We start from the raw sequence: 14,902 nt of genomic DNA, 5'->3' as shown, positions 1-14,902 counted from the left end.
GTGGTCAAGGCTCGAGACGACGACGCCGAAGACCGCGAGCGCCCCAGGCGCCGGCGGCCGAGCACGGACGCCGAGGGGCGTCGCAGGCGCACGCCGCGGGCCGAGGCGGAGGTCGGCCGGGAACGCCGGTCGCGCGCCGAACCGGAGCGGGAACGCCGATCGAGTGGCGAAGCCGAGCGGCGTTCCGACCGCGAACGGGATCGGGAACGAGACGGCGACTCCCGGCCCCGGCGCAGGCCCAGGAGGGCGGAGCCCGAACCGGAGCCGACGGCCGGACGAGCCGGCGAAGCCGAACGGGAACCCGATGTCGAGCCGGAAACGGATGCCGAGCTGGAAGCGGAACCCGATGCAGAGCGGGAACCCGAGCCCGAGCCCGACTCCGATGTGGAACCGGAAGCCGAGCGCGAGCGCGAACGCGAACCAGAACCTGAGCGCGAGTTCGAAGCCGAACGCGAACCAGAGCCCGAGCGCGAGCTCGAAGCCGAACGCGAACCAGAACCTGAGCGCGAACCAGAAGCCGAATCCGAGCCGGAGCCCGAACCCCGACGTGAGCCCGAGCCGCGCGCACCGGGGCGTCGAATCAAGGCCGCGCAGGTCGCGCAACTCGCGCTCCAGCAGGTCTACGAGCTGACCGGCAGGGACACCGAGGGCGTCACGTCGCTCCAGCGCGGCGGCGAGGGCTGGATCGTCGGGGTCGAGGTGGTGGAGAGCCGCCGGATTCCCGACACCACCGACGTGCTCGCCGTGTACGAGGCGGAGCTGGACGAGGAAGGCGACCTCGTCTCCTACCGCCGCGTCGACCGATACGCGAGGGGGCGAGGCAACGAACGATGACCGGGTACGACGGAGAAGAGCGCAGGCCGGCCGCGGCCGGTGAGGCGCGCGCCCCCGCCTGGTACGGGCAGCAGCGCACCGCACCGCCCGCGCGCCAGGAGGGCACGAACCTCGCCGACATCCTGGAACGGGTGCTGGACAAGGGGATCGTCATCGCCGGTGACATCCAGGTCAACCTGCTCGACATCGAGCTGCTCACCATCAAGCTGCGGCTGGTGGTGGCCTCGGTGGAGCGGGCGCGCGAGATGGGCATCGACTGGTGGGAGCACGACCCCACGCTGTCGTCGAAGCAACGAGACCTGGTCGAGGAGAACCGGCGGCTCCAGGACCAGGTGCGTGACCTGGAGTCCGAGCGCGACGCGGCGATCGGCGCAGGCCAGGGCTCCGAACCCGTGGAAGCGGAGTACGAGGAGGACGAGGAGCGCGACCGTGGCTGACTCGGTGACCTACGTCTACGCGATCACCCGCGCCCCGCGGGACGACATCGCCGCGGGGCTTGAGGGCATCGCGGGTTCCCCGGTGCGGCTGGTCCGCTCCGGAGAGCTGGCCGCGCTGGTCAGCACCGTGGACGCCGAGGAGTTCGGAGAGCAGGGGCTGCGCCGCAACCTGGAGGACATCCACTGGCTGGAGACGACGGTGCGCGGCCACAACCACGTGGTCAACGCCGCCGCGGCCGCCGCACCCGTCGCACCGCTCGGGATGGCCACCGTGTACTTCAACGACGACCGGGTGCGCGCGGTCCTCGACGAGCGCGCCGAGGTGTTCGGCGAGGTGCTGGCCGAGATCACCGGACGAACCGAGTGGGGCGTGAAGGCCTACACCGATCCGGAAAGCGCGCAGCCCGAGCGGGAAGGCGGCGCGGACACCGCCCCGGAGCGCCCGGGCGCCGCCTACCTCCGCAAGCTGCGCGAACGCCGCGAGAGCAAGGAGAGCTCGCGGCAGGAAGCCGTGGACCAGGCCGAACAGGTGCACGCGACGTTGAGCGAGCTGGCGCGGGCGAGCCGGGTGCATCCGCCGCAGAACCGCGAGCTGGCCGGCTACCGGGGCCAGATGGTGCTCAACGGCGCCTACCTCGTGGACGACTCCGCGACCGACGAGTTCACCTCGCTGGTCGGCGAGCTCGCCGGCACGCACCCGGCGCTGCGCGTGGAGCTCACCGGGCCGTGGCCGCCGTACTCGTTCGCCGTGCTGCGGGACGGGAACTGACGATGTCGCAGCTCAGCACCGACCCCGTCCGCTCGGCCGAACCCGTCCGCGCCTCCAACGAGATCGCGCTGGTCGACCTGCTCGACCGCCTGCTCGCGGGCGGAGTGGTGCTGACCGGGGACCTGACGATCTCGCTGGCCGGGGTGGACCTGGTGCGGGTGTCGTTGCGCGCCATCATCAGCTCCATCCGGGAGGGCGACACCGACCTGCGCGACTGGGAGCCCGAACGCGATGGCTGAACGACCCGGAACCGGCGGTCGCACCGGCCGGCTGCCGCACCGCATCGAAACCGACTCCGAGGCGGTGCAACGCGACCTCGCCAAGCTGGTGCTGACCATCATCGAGCTGATCCGGCAGCTGATGGAACGCCAGGCGCTGCGCCGGGTCGACGAGGGCAACCTCCACGAGGACCAGGAAGAGGAGCTGGGGATGGCTCTGATGAAGCTCGAAGAGGCGATGGGCGAGCTACGCGACCACTTCGGACTCACCACAGAGGACCTCAACATCGACCTGGGCCCCCTCGGCCCCCTGCTACCCCGCGACTAAGCCGCTTCCCTGCTCGTTCCTTCCACGCCGGCCAGGAAGTCCCGCACCACGTCGAGCCATTCGCCGGTGCGTTCGTCGGCGATCAGGTGCCCGGACTCGATCTCGGCCAACCGGGCCCCGGCGATCCCGTCCGCGATGCGCCGGGAGTTGTGCGGCGGCACGAGCGTGTCGCGAGCCGTTGCCACCACGAGAGTCGGGACGGCGATCCCGGGCAGGTCCGCCCGCACGTCGACGGTCCGCAGCAGCGCGAGGTGGTCGTCGGCCCCGGGCGCCTGTCCGTGCGCTGCCTGCGCGACGGTCTCCTCCCACGGCTCGACGGCGTCGAGGGACGCCGGGGTCAGCCCGTTGAGCAGCAGGAACCTCGACAGCGCGAAGTGGTCCCCCGTTTCGCGCAGCCGCTGCCAGAGGTCGAGCGTGAGCCGCAGGTGCCGGTCCGGATGCGTGAGACCGGCAGTCAGGACCAGCGCGGACACCCGCCGCGGATGCCGAGTCGCGGCGCGGATCGCGACGGCCGTTCCCATCGAGTAGCCCAGGATCGCGAACGTCTCCACGCCGCCGTCCACGGCGGTCGCGACCAACTCGTCGGCGAGGTCGTCGAGCCGCAGCGGGCCGTCGGCCCTCGGCGTCGCGCCGGAACCGGGGTAGTCGGCCGCGACAACGGTGTGGTCGGCGGCCAGCTCGTCCAGGAACGGGAAGTTCCCCTCGATGCTCCCGGTGGCCCCGTGCGCGAGCAGCAGTCCCGGCCCGGATCCGACGATCTTGTGCGACAACGGCATCGCGGTTTCCCCTCACGGTCGTGCGGCGGGCGGTCGGCCCTTCCGCGGTCGGTGCCGTGAACGCTAAAGTCTTACATCGATGTCAGAGTCAACCCGCTATGCGCCGGATCTCATGAAGATCGGCGAGCTGTCCCGCCGCACCGGCGTGAGCCAGCGCCTGCTGCGCTACTACGAGCAGCAGGGCCTGCTGTCGTCGCACCGGGCGCCGAGCGGCTACCGGCACTACTCCCCCGAGGCCGTCACCGTCGTCCGCCAGATCCGCCGGTTGCTGGCCGCCGGGCTCACCACGGAGGTCATCCGCGACGTCCTGCCCTGCGCACGCGGCGAGATGCCGGCCCTCGACCCGTGCCCCGAGCTGCTCGCGACCCTGCGCTCGCAACTGAGCGGCATCGACGACCGCATCAGCTGCCTCCAGCAGACCCGGGGCGCGCTCGTCGACTTCCTGACCGCGGCGGAACGCGAGTCGGCCACGCACTGAGCGGTTCACAGGTGCCGCAAGGGGATCTGGTGGCCAGGTGGTACCCGAACGTCGCGGCCGCGAGCGCGACACCCCACAGCAGGAACACGGCTTCCGTTGCCGCGTAAGCCCAAACCTGGCCCAGCTCTGCCCACGTCGTGCCGGTCAGCAACGCCCGGGCGATCAGCGCGACTCCCAGCAGCCCGTAGGACACCAGCGCCACCGACGCCACCCCGGCAGGGATGACGGCGAGCAGCCGCGGGACCTGGCGTCCGCGCAGCACGGGCACCCAGCGCGGGACGACCTGACCGCTCGCGATCTCAGCGGCGCTCGACACCTCGGTCCGGTCGCACGCCGTATAGCCCAGCCGCCCACCCGCCGCCCAGTACAGGCGCAGCAGCCCGTACCCGACGGCGCAGGCCACCGCCCAACGCGCCCACAGCGCGCCTTGCGCGGTCGTCCTCGCCTCACTTCTGGCCATGCCACGACGATGCGCCGGGCCGCCGCACCGGACCTCCCCCGCGAGAGGTATCTCCACCTGAGACTTACTTAAGTTTAGCTAACCAATAGTGCCAGATTGTTTCACTTGTTCTTCCTGGTTTTGCGCGGCAATGTTCTTGCCAAGCGAACCGGGCTGGGAGGCGATCGTGAGCAGCAGTGGACGTGGATCGGTAGTGCGCATCGCGGTGCTCGCACTGCTGTGGGGGTCGGGTTTCCTCTGGATCAAGCTGGCACTGAACAACGGCATGTCGCCGGTCCAGATCACCTTCGCCCGCTGCGCGCTGGGCGCGACCGCGCTCCTCGTGCTGGCGGCCCGGGCCCGTCAGCGCCTCCCGCGCGACCGGGCGACCTGGGGCCACCTGCTGGTCGCCGCCTTCTTCTGCAACGCCCTGCCGTTCTTCCTCTTCAGCATCGGTGAGCAGACCGTCGACTCCGGAGTCGCCGGTGTCCTGAACGCGACGACCCCGCTGTGGTCGCTGCTGATCGGCATCGGTCTCGGCACCGAACGGCGGCTGCGCCCGCTCCGGGCGGGCGGTCTCCTGCTGGGCTTCGCGGGCACCCTGCTGATCTTCGCGCCGTGGCAGCAGACCGGGCTGCTCAGCTGGGGAGCCTTCGCACTGCTGGTGGCAGCGGTGAGCTACGCCGTCGCATTCGCCTACATGGCGCGGAAACTCGCCGGGCGGGGCACCTCACCGGTCGCCCTGTCGGCGGCCCAGCTCCTCACCGCGACGGGATGGAGCGCATTGGCGATCCCCGTCAGCGGTGCGCCACCGGTCCACTTCGACCTGACGGCGCTGGCGGCCGTGGCGGCACTCGGCATCTTCTCCACCGGACTGACCTTCCACCTCAACTTCCGCCTCATCGAGGAGGAGGGCCCCACCAACGCGGCGACCGTCGGCTACCTGCTCCCCGTGGTCTCGGTGGCGTTGGGCGCGCTCGTCCTCCACGAGGACCTCAGCGTCAGGGTCCTGACCGGCATGGCCGTCGTCCTCGTCGGTGTGGCCCTGACCCGCTGGCAGAAGTCCACCCCGCAGCCGCAGTCGAACCGGACGGCGGCGCGGCCGGTGGCGTCTCAGTAGCTCAGCGTCGGGTACCAGTCGCCACGGCCACGGCGGGTGAGGTCGAGCAGGTGCCACACCGGGGTGAGCAGGTCGATGCCGCGCTCGTCGATGTCGTCGGCCATCCTCGGGTGCACCGAGTAGAAGTGGCGCACCGACCCGTCGTCGCCGCGGACGAACACCGACACCGTGGAGTCCTGGTTCCCCTCGGCGTCTTCGCTGCCCAGGTCCTGTTTGAACGTGCTGTCCCCGGCGCTGAGCAGGCGCACGTTCGTCCACCCCCGGTTCCTGGCGTGCGCGCGCAGCGCGGGCAGGTCGGCCGCGGCCACGACGGCGAAGTCGGCGTTCTGCCTGACGTGGTGCGCGATCCCGTTCAGCCCGTCGATCCACATCGTGCACATCGGGCAGGGATCGGTCTGCTTCTTGCCGTACATCAGGTGGTAGACGAGCAGCTCACGCCCGGTACCAGTGAACAACTCGCTCAGCCGCACCTTGCGCGCCGGGGCGTCTCCGGCGTCGAGGTCCTCGGGCCCTTCCTCGAACGTGTAATCGTCGACGGCGGGCCCCAGCGGCAGTTGGCGGCGCAGGTCCGCGACCCGCTCGCGCTGCCGCATCAGGTCGATCTCGGCTCGGCGCAGCTCCTCGCGAGCGTCGAGGTACTCGGAAGGCTCCCCGGTGAGGTTGGTCTGGCGCATCGCTGCCTCCGTGGACGGACGGCTACTGACCTGGTCACATGGTCTGATGGCACGCGGTGGCCCGCCAGACGGGCCGCCCCCGTCCCGCGACCGCGCCGACGCGGCATAGCGGGCGGGCCGGCGGCGTTCACCTCTGCATGAGGGATCGGAAACCGCAGGACAGGCCGGAGCCGCGGACGGCGCGGGAGCTGCTGGCCGAGGAGCGCGCCGGCGCGACGGCCAGGATCAGCTCCCTGCAACGCCATCTGTCGTCCATCCGCGAGGTGTCGACGTGGACGGGCACCGACGACGAACACGACCCCGAGGGCGCGACCATCGCCTACGAGCGCGCCCAGGTACAGGGCCTTCTCGCCGACGCCCGGCGGGACCTCGAGGCGCTGGAACGCGCCGCCGCCCGCCTGGACGAGGGCACCTACGGCGTGTGCGAGCAGTGCGGGAAGCCCATCGCACCGGAGCGCCTGGAGGCCCTGCCCGCCACGACGACGTGCATCGCCTGCGCAACCCACCGCCGCTGAGCGGGGCGGCGGATCATGAGCTCGCTACCAGCGAAAACGTCCGATCAGACGTTGAAGCGGAATTCGACCACGTCGCCGTCGGCCATGACGTAGTCCTTGCCCTCCATGCGGACCTTGCCCGCGGACTTGGCGGTGGCCATGGAGCCGGCCTCCAGGAGGTCGTCGTAGGACACCACCTCGGCCTTGATGAAGCCGCGTTCGAAGTCGGTGTGGATGACACCCGCGGCCTGCGGGGCGGTCCAGCCCTGGCGGATCGTCCACGCCCGCGCTTCCTTCGGGCCCGCGGTCAGGTAGGTCTGCAGGCCGAGGGTGTGGAAGCCCGCGCGGGCCAGCGCGTGCAGGCCGGGCTCCGGCTGGCCGATCGACTCCAGCAGTTCCCGCGCCGACTCCTCGTCCAGCTCGATCAGCTCGGACTCGACCTTGGCGTCGAGGAAGACCGCGTCGGCGGGCGCGACCAGCTCGCGCAGCTCGCGCTGCTTGTCCTCGTCGGTCAGCACGCCCTCGTCGGCGTTGAAGACGTACAGGAAGGGCTTGGTGGTGAGCAGGTTCAGCTCGCGCAGCTCGACCGTGTCGGCACCCTTGCCCGCCCCGAAGAGGGTCTGGCCCGCGTCGAGGATGTCCTTGGCCTCCTTGGCGGCCTCCAGCGCGGGACGCTTGTCCTTGTGCGTGCGGGCTTCCTTCTCGAGGCGTGGAAGTGCCTTCTCAAGCGTCTGGAGGTCGGCGAGGATCAGCTCGGTGTTGATCGTCTCGATGTCGCTCGACGGGTCGACCCGGCCGTCGACGTGCACCACGTCGGGGTCGTCGAAGACCCGGATGACCTGGCAGATCGCGTCGGCCTCGCGGATGTTGGCCAGGAACTTGTTGCCCAGGCCCTGCCCCTCGGACGCGCCCTTGACCAGGCCCGCGATGTCGACGAACGACACCGTCGCGGGCACCGTCTTGGCGGACTCGAAGACCTCGGCGAGCTTGTCGAGCCGCTTGTCCGGCAGCGGCACCACACCGACGTTGGGCTCGATGGTGGCGAACGGGTAGTTCGCTTCGAGCACGTCGTTGCTGGTCAGCGCGTTGAACAGGGTGGACTTGCCGACGTTGGGCAGCCCGACGATTCCGAGGGTGAGACTCACGGGTGAAAAGTCTAGGCGCTGGGTCTGAACGATCACCGAGGCATGGGGCCGGGAGGCGCACGGCGCTGGCCAGCGGCCACCGCGACACCCAGCGGCCACCGCGACACCCGGCAGCCACGGCGGCACCCAGCGGCCACCGCGGCAGCGGGACGAACGCCCGCTGGCCGGCGGACGGGCGAAGTGCACCGACCTTGCCGCTGACGTGGGCCCGGCCACCGGAGCCCGGAGCGGGACGTGCGGCGGACAGCTGTCCGCACGCATCCGCACGCCCCGCTCCGGCGGAGTCAGCGGTCACACGACGGAATCAGCGGTCAGTTGTCGTCCTGCTGCTGCTCGCCTTCACCGTCCTGGTCGGGCTGCTGCTGTTGCGGGGGCTGCTGCTGGTCGTCGCCGTCCTGCTGCTGTTCCTGTTCCTGCTCCTGGTCGGCGGGCGGGGCGGTGTCGTTGCATCCCGCGGTGACCATCAGGGCGAACACGGCGGTCGCGACCGCCCCGACGATCTTCGGGCCACGGGCGTTTCGGATCACGGATCGGGTCATGACACGACATTAGGGATGAAACGCCCGATACGCACCCATCTTGATCAGATTCCCTCCCAGGCGGGAGGCAGACCCCGCCGGAGCGGGAGGTGACGGCCGGGGGCGCGGGCGAGCATTCGTGGTGATCTCCTCCACACCCCCGGAGCCGTCATGGAAACCCCGCATCCCCGAGCTCACGTCCACGCCGCCGCGGCGCTGGCCGCATCCGCGGCGACGCTGTCGGCGTTCCTGGCCAGCCGGGTCCTCTCGCGTGGCGAGATCCTCTTCGCGATCCCCGTGTGGGTCACGCCCCTGGCCGCTGCCCTCGGTATGACGGCGGCCGCAGCGATGATGTTCCGCCACCACCGCGCCACCACCGTCCTGACCGCCATCGCGCTCGGGACGATGCTCCTGACCGCCGGTGGCGTGTTCTTCGACATCGCGACGCCGATCAGCTACCTGCTCGTCGGCGAGCCGGTGCCCGACTGGCCGATGGCGGTCACCCGAGCACTCGCGCTGGTCGCGGCGATCCTGCTGTTCAGGGCGCTGGTCCGCTACCGGCGGCGGGCTCTGGCCCAGTGCCTCGGCTGCGGCCGGAACCCCACGGCTCCACCTGTCGAGCAGCGGCTCTGGCTCGGCTATGCGGGTTTTCTGTTCGGGCTGCCCTATCCGCTGCTCAAGACGCACTGGGCGCTGGGCGGGACGATCGGACTCGACCACTCCGACCTCGCCCGCGACGGGTTCACCAGGGGTTGGCTCGTGGTGCCTGCCGCGCTCGTCGGCCTCGTGCTGTCGCTGGCGCTCGTGCACCGCTGGGGCCGCGTCTGGCCACGCTGGGTACCTGGCCTGGCAGGGAAAGCGACACCGCGCGGCCTGCTGTTGTTCGGAGGTTGGTTCGGCTCCGGCCTGCTGCTGACGATGGGGCTCCCGGCCGCCGTGCAGATGCTCGGGGTCGCGGGTGCTCCGGCTCCCAGGCCGATCGAGGGCATGCACGCGTGGCCGTCGATGGTCTTCTACGGGAGCTGGCTGCTGTGGGGTCTGCTGCTGACACCCGCCACGCGCTCGTACCAGCTGCGAACCCGCGGGCGGTGCGGTCTGTGCGGGCTGGGGCCCGAACCCGCGTGAGCACCGAGGAGGATGCGGTGGTGTCCACGCTGTCGCGGCTCGTCCGGCCGTTCGCCGCCCGCTCCACCTACCTGCGATGGGCGCACCTGGTCCTCGGCTCGGCGCTGGCGATCCCCTACCTGGCGCTGGCGGTCACCGTGATCGGTCCGCTGCTCGACCGAGGACTGCTGGTGCCCCCACTGCCGGCGGGACGGGTGCTCGCCGTGCAGGTGGTCTTCGTGCTGGCGGCGTGCGCGGCCACCGCGTTGGTCCCGGTTACGCGGCTACTGGAAGGCTCGGTGTCGAAGGCCCTGGTGGGCGGGCCGATCACCGAGCACGAGATCGGGCGCGCCGAGTCGTGGGCGGACCGCTGGCGCACCGCGGCCTGGTACCTCGTCCACCTGTCCGCCGGAACACTGGTCGGTGCGCTGACGCTGGTGGTGCCGCCGTTCATCCTGGTTCTGACCGTCTCGCCGGTGCTGGACGGCGTCGGTCCCTTCCACGCACACCCCGTCTACCAGTGGTCCGGCCTCGGTGAACCGTGGGCACCGCTGGTGGGGCTCGGCCTGGTCGCCGCGGGTGTCTACCTGGTCGCCGGAATCGGAGAGCTGCTGAGCAGGCTCGCGCCGGTGCTGCTCGGCCCCTCTGCTCGGAAGCAGTTGCTGCACCGCGTCGAACAGCTCTCCGAGCGGAATCGCATCGCCTCGGAACTGCACGACTCCGTCGGCCACACGCTCAACGTCGCGACCCTGCAAGCGGGCGCGGCCGGTCGCGTGCTGGACTCCGACCCGGAGTTCGCCCGTCAGGCATTGCGGGCGATCGAGGAATCCACGCGCTGCGCGCTCGACGACCTCGACCACGCACTCGGCGTGCTGCGCGCGGAGGCTCCGGCCGACCGCAGTACCGCGCAGAGCCTGCGCGACCTGGCAGAACTGGCCCGGTCGACCGACCTCGCGGGCCTGGAGCTGCGCACCGACGTCCGAGGAGACGTGGACGCCGTCCCGCAACACATCAGCAGGGAGGCGTACCGGGTCGCGCGGGAAGGACTGACCAACGTGCTGCGGCACGCTGGGCCCGTCCCCGTCGAACTGCGCGTGGCCGTCGACGACGGCGACCTGACCCTCGACATGACCAACCCGGTCGGCTCCGCTCGCTCGAAACGCCGGTCCGGGCTGGGGCTGCCGGGCATCCGGCACCGCGTGCAGGCCCTCGGCGGCGAGGTGAGCACGGGGGCGGACGGTTCGAGCTGGCGGCTGCGGGTGCGCATCCCGCTACGGTCTTCGTCGTGAGCGTGACGGTGCTTCTGGTCGACGACGAGCCGCTGATCCGCACCGGCCTGCGGGCCGTCATCGACGCGGAGGACGACCTGCGGGTGGTCGGTGACGCCGCCGACGGCGCGGAGGTCCTGCCTCTGGTGCGACGGCTTCGCCCCGACGTCGTGCTGATGGACGTGCGCATGCCCGCCGTCGACGGCATCCGCGCCACGACGGCGGTGCTCGACGCGGTCGCCGACCCGCCGGCGATCATCGTCATCACGACCTTCGAGCACGACGACCACGTCTACGACGCGCTGCGCGCCGGCGCGACCGGATTCCTGCTGAAACGCTCACGCCCGGAGGAGATCGTGCAGGCGATCCGCATCGCGGCGCAGGGCGAGTCTCTGCTCTTCCCGGCGGCGATCCGGCGGCTCGTCGCATGGCAGGCGCCGGGGGCGCGGCGCCCCGCCCCGGCGCTGACCGAGCGCGAGGCGGAGGTGCTGCGGCTGATGGCCAAGGGGCTGTCGAACACCGAGATCGCCGCGGAGCTGTTCATCGGCATCCAGACGGTGAAGACCCACGTCGGCAACGTCCTCGCGAAGCTCGGCGCCCGCGACCGAACTCAGGCGGTGGTCTTCGCCTACGAGTCCGGCTTCGTGAGTCCGGCTTCTTAGCCGTGTCGGACGCGCGGTGTTCGGGTTTGCCGTGGCCGACGCTCTGGTGCCAGGCTCTGCGGTGTCCGATTTCCGCTAGTGGGGTGTGGCGGCCGCTGGGACGATTGGCGGCATGCTGGTCGCGGCGGAGCAGGCGTACAGGGCGGTCACCTCGCGGGACGCCCGCTTCGACGGCTGCTTCGTGCTCGCGGTTCGCACGACGGGGATCTACTGCCGGCCGTCCTGCCCGGCGCGGACGCCCAAGCCCGGCAACGCGGAGTTCTTCCCGACCACCGCCGCGGCGCAGGCCGCCGGCTACCGGGCCTGCCGACGCTGCCTGCCCGACGCGGTCCCCGGCTCGCCGGAGTGGAACCTGCGCGCCGACCTGGCCGGACGCGCCATGCGGCTCATCAACGACGGTGTCGTGGAACGGTCCGGAGTCAGCGGCCTCGCGGCGCGGCTCGGCTACTCGACGCGGCACCTGACCCGCGTGCTCACCGCCGAACTGGGCGCCGGACCACTCGGACTCGCCCGCGCGCACCGGGCGCACTCGGCCCGCATCCTGATCGAGACCACGGAACTGAGCTTCACCGACATCGCCTTCGCCGCCGGGTTCTCCAGCCTGCGGCAGTTCAACGACACCGTCCGCGAGGTTTTCGGAGCGACGCCGACCCTGCTGCGCCGCCAGGCACCGAGGGCTGGCCGCGTTCGGAAGTCCGCCGGGCCGGTAAGGCGCACGCGTGCGGCGGCTGTTGGGGACGCTGTGGGCGGAGCGGGAGCGCGAGCTGGAGCTATCGGCCCGGTGCGAACGGGACTTGGAGCGGGACCGGCAGGGGCGGTGACTGCGGGGACGGCGGTCACAGCCGGTGCGAGTGCGGGCGCAGCGGCGAGTACGGCGGCTGGTTTGAGTGCGGCGGTACCCGCGAACGTGGCGTCATCCACGAGCACGGCGGCGGTCGGGAATGGGGATGTCTCCGGGAATGCCGGAGTCTCCAGCGCCGCAGGGGTTCTCAACCTCCGGCTGCCATACCGATCCCCCATCGACACCGACGGGCTGTTCGCGTTCCTGGCTGCGCGGGCGCTGAGCGGTGTCGAGGACGCCGGGCCAGGCCATTACACGCGGTCGTTGCGCCTGCCTCATGGCACGGGAATCGCGACGCTGCGCCCGGCGGACAACCACGTCGCGGCCGCTCTGCAGCTGACCGACCTGCGTGATCTCGGCTCTGCGGTGTCGCGACTGCGCAGGCTCCTCGACCTCGACGCCGATCCCGTGGCAGTGGCGGACGTTCTCGGTGACGACCACGCCCTCGCGCCGGTCGTCCGCACCGCGCCGGGCGTGCGAGTGCCTGGCAGCGTGGACGGCACCGAGATCGTGGTCCGCGCCCTCGTCGGCCAGCAGGTCTCGGTATCGGCAGCGCGGACCACGCTCGGACGTCTCGTCGCGGCCTTGGGAGAACCGCTGTCCCACCCCGACGGAACCGTGACGACGCTGTTCCCGACCGCGGAGGCCATCGCGAAAGCCCTGGCGAATGGAGCGGACAACGTCCTGCCCGGGCCGAAACGCCGCACCGAGACCGTGCGGCGTGTCGCCGAGGAGCTGGCCGGCGGCAACCTGCAGGTCCACCCCGGCCGCGACGAAGCCGACCTCCGGCGGGAGCTGGAACGCATACCGGGAATCGGGCCGTGGACAGCCGGCTACGTCGCCATGCGCGTCCTCGGCGCCCCCGACGTTCTCCTGGACGGCGACCTTGTGCTGCGCAAGGGCGCAGCGGCCTTGGGCCTCCCGGCTGATGCGCGGACCTTGCGAGCACACGCCGACCGGTGGAGTCCCTGGCGCTCGTACGCCGGGATGCTGCTGTGGCGCTCGGGGCGAAGCGGAGCGGCGTAAGGCCGCCTTGGCATCGCGGCTCACTTTGAGAGCGCGGGCGCGGGAGTATCCGACGCAGCCGCCTAAACATCGATATAGCAGTGCGCGGAAAAGCAACTGCTCCCAGCGGGAGCGCTTCAGTGGTGGCGGCGTCGTCGGGCTGACCCCCTGTGCAGCCCGACGACGCCGCCACTCCGCGCCCCCTCTCCCGCTACTCGCTCGGCTCCGCCGCGCAGGCGAGGTCCTGTGGAGGGCGCTGCCCGGCGGTCAGGAACGCCGTCACCGCGTCGTTCGCGCACGTGTTGCGGCCGAACGGATAGACACCGTGCCCGCCCTGGTCGGCCGTCACCATCGTGGCCCGTTCCCCGAACGCCCGCCGCAGCTCCTGGGCGCCGGCCAGCGGCGTCCCCGGGTCGCGCTCGTTCTGCACCATGAGCACGTTCGACGGGCCCCGGTCACCGATGCGCACCGGCGGCTCGGGCCGCTCGTCCGGCCAGAACGCGCAAGGTCCGATGCTGGCTGTGGACCCGCCCAGCATCGGGTGCCTCAGCCGGTCGGCCGCGGCATTGCGCTGATAGTCCCGGACCGTGCCCGGCCAGCGCGAATCACCGCACATCACCGAAAAACGGGCGGACATGAAGTTCTCGATGTTCGCCATCGGCAGGTCGGGCGGCAGCGGCCGGTCCGTGTCGAGTGCCTGCCAGGTCTTGGCCAGCAGGGGCATGAGCGCATCGTTGTAGAGGCGGTCGAACGTGATCCCGCGGAACAACGTTCCGTCGATGCCCTGGACCGGTTTCGCCTCCAACCGCTCCGCTAGTTCGAAGAACTTCGCGGTCACCTGTTCCGGGGTGGTGCCCAGACCGTACTCGGGGTGTGCGGCGGCGAACGCCGCGAAGTCCGGGAACCGGTCGTCCATTCCACGGGCGAGCAACCGCATGGCGGTGACGTCGTAACCGCCGGGGCCCAGGTTGCTGTCGAGCACGATCCGGTCGCTGCGCTGCGGGAACATCGTCGTGTACACCGCACCGAGGTAGGTCCCGTAGGAGGCACCGAGGTAGGAGAGCTTCGACTCGCCCAGCGCCGCCCGGATCCGGTCAATGTCGCGCGCGGTGTTAGCGGTGGTGGTGTGCGGCAGCATCCACGCTGTCGGCGAGGTGGCGCACTGCTCGGCGATGGTCCGCGCGTTCCCCGCCTCCCGTGCCACATCGGCCGCGGTGTGCGCGTACGGCGGGAAGTTGCGGCGTGCCTGCTGCTCCGGCGTCAGATCGCAGGTCACCGGCGTGCTGCGGCCGACGCCGCGCGGGTCGAAGCCGATCACATCGTAGGAGTCCAGCACCTCCCGCGGCAGCTTTGATCCGGCGAGAACGGCCGGGTAGTCGAGTCCCGTGCCGCCGGGGCCGCCTGGATTGGTCAGCAGCACGCCGCGGCGCTGCGACGGTTTCTCGCTCGCCAGCCGGGAGATCGCGATCTCGATCTGCCGGCCTCCGGGTCCCGGTAGTCCAGCGGGACTTCGAGCGTCGAGCACTCGAGGCGGGGTGCGGCGACCTCCTCCGGGCACGGGCCCCACCCCACGGTGTCCGGCGTCGCCGCCACCGACACTCCCGTAATCATGATCGCCGTCGTACAGATCGCACTCCTGGTCCGCGATGCAGAACTATGACCAGCCTGGCGCGATGAAGGCCGACGCTACTCCGAGGGGAGCGTCGTGGAGCCGCTGATTCGAACCAACCGCTGAGCCTTGAAGATCTTCATCCACAGGTCTTGACGATTTCACCCATCGACCTCCACGAGG

At 71.1% G+C, this 14,902-nt stretch carries 17 protein-coding genes and 1 pseudogene; 12 read left to right on the top strand and 6 right to left on the bottom strand.

Features of this window, described 5'->3' with window-relative positions; all coding sequences use genetic code 11:
* The 5 genes from gvpO to HUO13_RS04860 are packed head-to-tail and all read left to right on the top strand — an operon-like array spanning position 1 to position 2,586.
* Positions 1 to 834 carry a gas vesicle protein gene (gene gvpO / locus HUO13_RS04880; protein WP_211900283.1) on the top strand — a complete coding sequence of 278 codons (834 nt, stop codon included), beginning with the start codon at positions 1 to 3 and terminating at the stop codon, positions 832 to 834.
* Entirely contained in the window at positions 831 to 1,271 is a 441-nt protein-coding gene (locus tag HUO13_RS04875; RefSeq protein ID WP_211900282.1) for a gas vesicle protein, read from the top strand. The genes gvpO and HUO13_RS04875 overlap by 4 nt, the downstream gene beginning before the upstream one ends.
* Positions 1,264 to 2,040, top strand: a complete 777-nt coding sequence (locus tag HUO13_RS04870) for a GvpL/GvpF family gas vesicle protein (RefSeq protein ID WP_211900281.1) — start codon at positions 1,264 to 1,266, stop codon at positions 2,038 to 2,040. Before HUO13_RS04875 ends, HUO13_RS04870 begins: the two co-directional genes overlap by 8 nt.
* Before the next feature lie 2 nt (positions 2,041 to 2,042).
* Positions 2,043 to 2,279: a gas vesicle protein gene (locus HUO13_RS04865; RefSeq protein WP_211900280.1), complete on the top strand. Its 237-nt coding sequence runs from the start codon at positions 2,043 to 2,045 to the stop codon at positions 2,277 to 2,279.
* Complete coding sequence (locus HUO13_RS04860; RefSeq protein ID WP_211900279.1) at positions 2,272 to 2,586, top strand: gas vesicle protein K; 315 nt, start codon at positions 2,272 to 2,274, stop codon at positions 2,584 to 2,586. The genes HUO13_RS04865 and HUO13_RS04860 overlap by 8 nt, the downstream gene beginning before the upstream one ends.
* Here HUO13_RS04860 and HUO13_RS04855 read toward each other — a convergent pair.
* Entirely contained in the window at positions 2,583 to 3,362 is a 780-nt protein-coding gene (locus tag HUO13_RS04855) for an alpha/beta fold hydrolase (RefSeq protein ID WP_211900278.1), read from the bottom strand. The two genes, HUO13_RS04860 and HUO13_RS04855, sit on opposite strands and share 4 nt — an antisense overlap.
* 112 nt (positions 3,363 to 3,474) lie before the next feature.
* Between HUO13_RS04855 and HUO13_RS04850 the strand changes: the two genes are divergently transcribed.
* Complete coding sequence (locus HUO13_RS04850) at positions 3,475 to 3,840, top strand: MerR family transcriptional regulator (RefSeq protein WP_211902661.1); 366 nt, start codon at positions 3,475 to 3,477, stop codon at positions 3,838 to 3,840.
* On the opposite strand, the gene HUO13_RS04845 is transcribed toward HUO13_RS04850, so the two are convergent.
* Positions 3,764 to 4,300, bottom strand: coding sequence for a hypothetical protein (locus HUO13_RS04845; RefSeq protein ID WP_211900277.1), 537 nt, complete (start codon positions 4,298 to 4,300; stop codon positions 3,764 to 3,766). The two genes, HUO13_RS04850 and HUO13_RS04845, sit on opposite strands and share 77 nt — an antisense overlap.
* A gap of 166 nt (positions 4,301 to 4,466) precedes the next feature.
* On the opposite strand from HUO13_RS04845, the gene HUO13_RS04840 reads away from it, so the two are divergent.
* Positions 4,467 to 5,399, top strand: a complete 933-nt coding sequence (locus HUO13_RS04840) for a DMT family transporter (protein WP_211900276.1) — start codon at positions 4,467 to 4,469, stop codon at positions 5,397 to 5,399.
* Here HUO13_RS04840 and HUO13_RS04835 read toward each other — a convergent pair.
* On the bottom strand, positions 5,393 to 6,073 hold the full coding sequence (locus HUO13_RS04835; RefSeq protein ID WP_211900275.1) for a DUF899 family protein: 681 nt from the start codon (positions 6,071 to 6,073) through the stop codon (positions 5,393 to 5,395). The two genes, HUO13_RS04840 and HUO13_RS04835, sit on opposite strands and share 7 nt — an antisense overlap.
* A 137-nt stretch (positions 6,074 to 6,210) precedes the next feature.
* Here HUO13_RS04835 and HUO13_RS04830 point away from each other — a divergent pair, with 137 nt between their 5' ends.
* Positions 6,211 to 6,588, top strand: a complete 378-nt coding sequence (locus tag HUO13_RS04830) for a TraR/DksA family transcriptional regulator (RefSeq protein ID WP_211900274.1) — start codon at positions 6,211 to 6,213, stop codon at positions 6,586 to 6,588.
* Between the two features lie 44 nt (positions 6,589 to 6,632).
* Here the strand turns inward: HUO13_RS04830 and ychF are convergent, their stop codons facing one another.
* Together ychF and HUO13_RS04820 are read right to left on the bottom strand one after the other, a co-directional pair.
* Positions 6,633 to 7,712 (bottom strand): redox-regulated ATPase YchF, encoded by a 1,080-nt coding sequence (gene ychF / locus HUO13_RS04825; protein ID WP_211900273.1) that lies wholly within the window; start codon positions 7,710 to 7,712, stop codon positions 6,633 to 6,635.
* A gap of 311 nt (positions 7,713 to 8,023) precedes the next feature.
* Positions 8,024 to 8,251 carry a hypothetical protein gene (locus tag HUO13_RS04820; RefSeq protein ID WP_211900272.1) on the bottom strand — a complete coding sequence of 76 codons (228 nt, stop codon included), beginning with the start codon at positions 8,249 to 8,251 and terminating at the stop codon, positions 8,024 to 8,026.
* A gap of 150 nt (positions 8,252 to 8,401) precedes the next feature.
* Between HUO13_RS04820 and HUO13_RS04815 the strand changes: the two genes are divergently transcribed.
* The 4 genes from HUO13_RS04815 to HUO13_RS37290 all read left to right on the top strand — a co-directional run bounded on the left by HUO13_RS04815 (position 8,402) and on the right by HUO13_RS37290 (position 13,131).
* Entirely contained in the window at positions 8,402 to 9,355 is a 954-nt protein-coding gene (locus tag HUO13_RS04815; RefSeq protein WP_211900271.1) for a hypothetical protein, read from the top strand.
* A gap of 17 nt (positions 9,356 to 9,372) precedes the next feature.
* A complete protein-coding gene (locus tag HUO13_RS04810; RefSeq protein WP_249124455.1) occupies positions 9,373 to 10,623 on the top strand; it encodes a sensor histidine kinase in 1,251 nt (416 codons plus the stop codon).
* Entirely contained in the window at positions 10,620 to 11,264 is a 645-nt protein-coding gene (locus HUO13_RS04805) for a response regulator (protein WP_211900269.1), read from the top strand. Before HUO13_RS04810 ends, HUO13_RS04805 begins: the two co-directional genes overlap by 4 nt.
* A 112-nt stretch (positions 11,265 to 11,376) precedes the next feature.
* Positions 11,377 to 13,131: a DNA-3-methyladenine glycosylase 2 family protein gene (locus HUO13_RS37290; protein ID WP_249124454.1), complete on the top strand. Its 1,755-nt coding sequence runs from the start codon at positions 11,377 to 11,379 to the stop codon at positions 13,129 to 13,131.
* 190 nt (positions 13,132 to 13,321) lie between these two features.
* Here the strand turns inward: HUO13_RS37290 and HUO13_RS04790 are convergent.
* A pseudogene (locus HUO13_RS04790) lies at positions 13,322 to 14,721 on the bottom strand (alpha/beta hydrolase).
* Positions 14,722 to 14,902 lie beyond the last annotated feature (181 nt).

Origin of the sequence: Saccharopolyspora erythraea (assembly GCF_018141105.1) — a bacterium.
Classification (GTDB): Bacteria; Actinomycetota; Actinomycetes; order Mycobacteriales; family Pseudonocardiaceae; genus Saccharopolyspora_D; species Saccharopolyspora_D erythraea_A.
The sequence above is the reverse complement of the archived record's forward strand: the minus strand, read 5'-3'. Positions and strand labels throughout refer to the sequence as shown.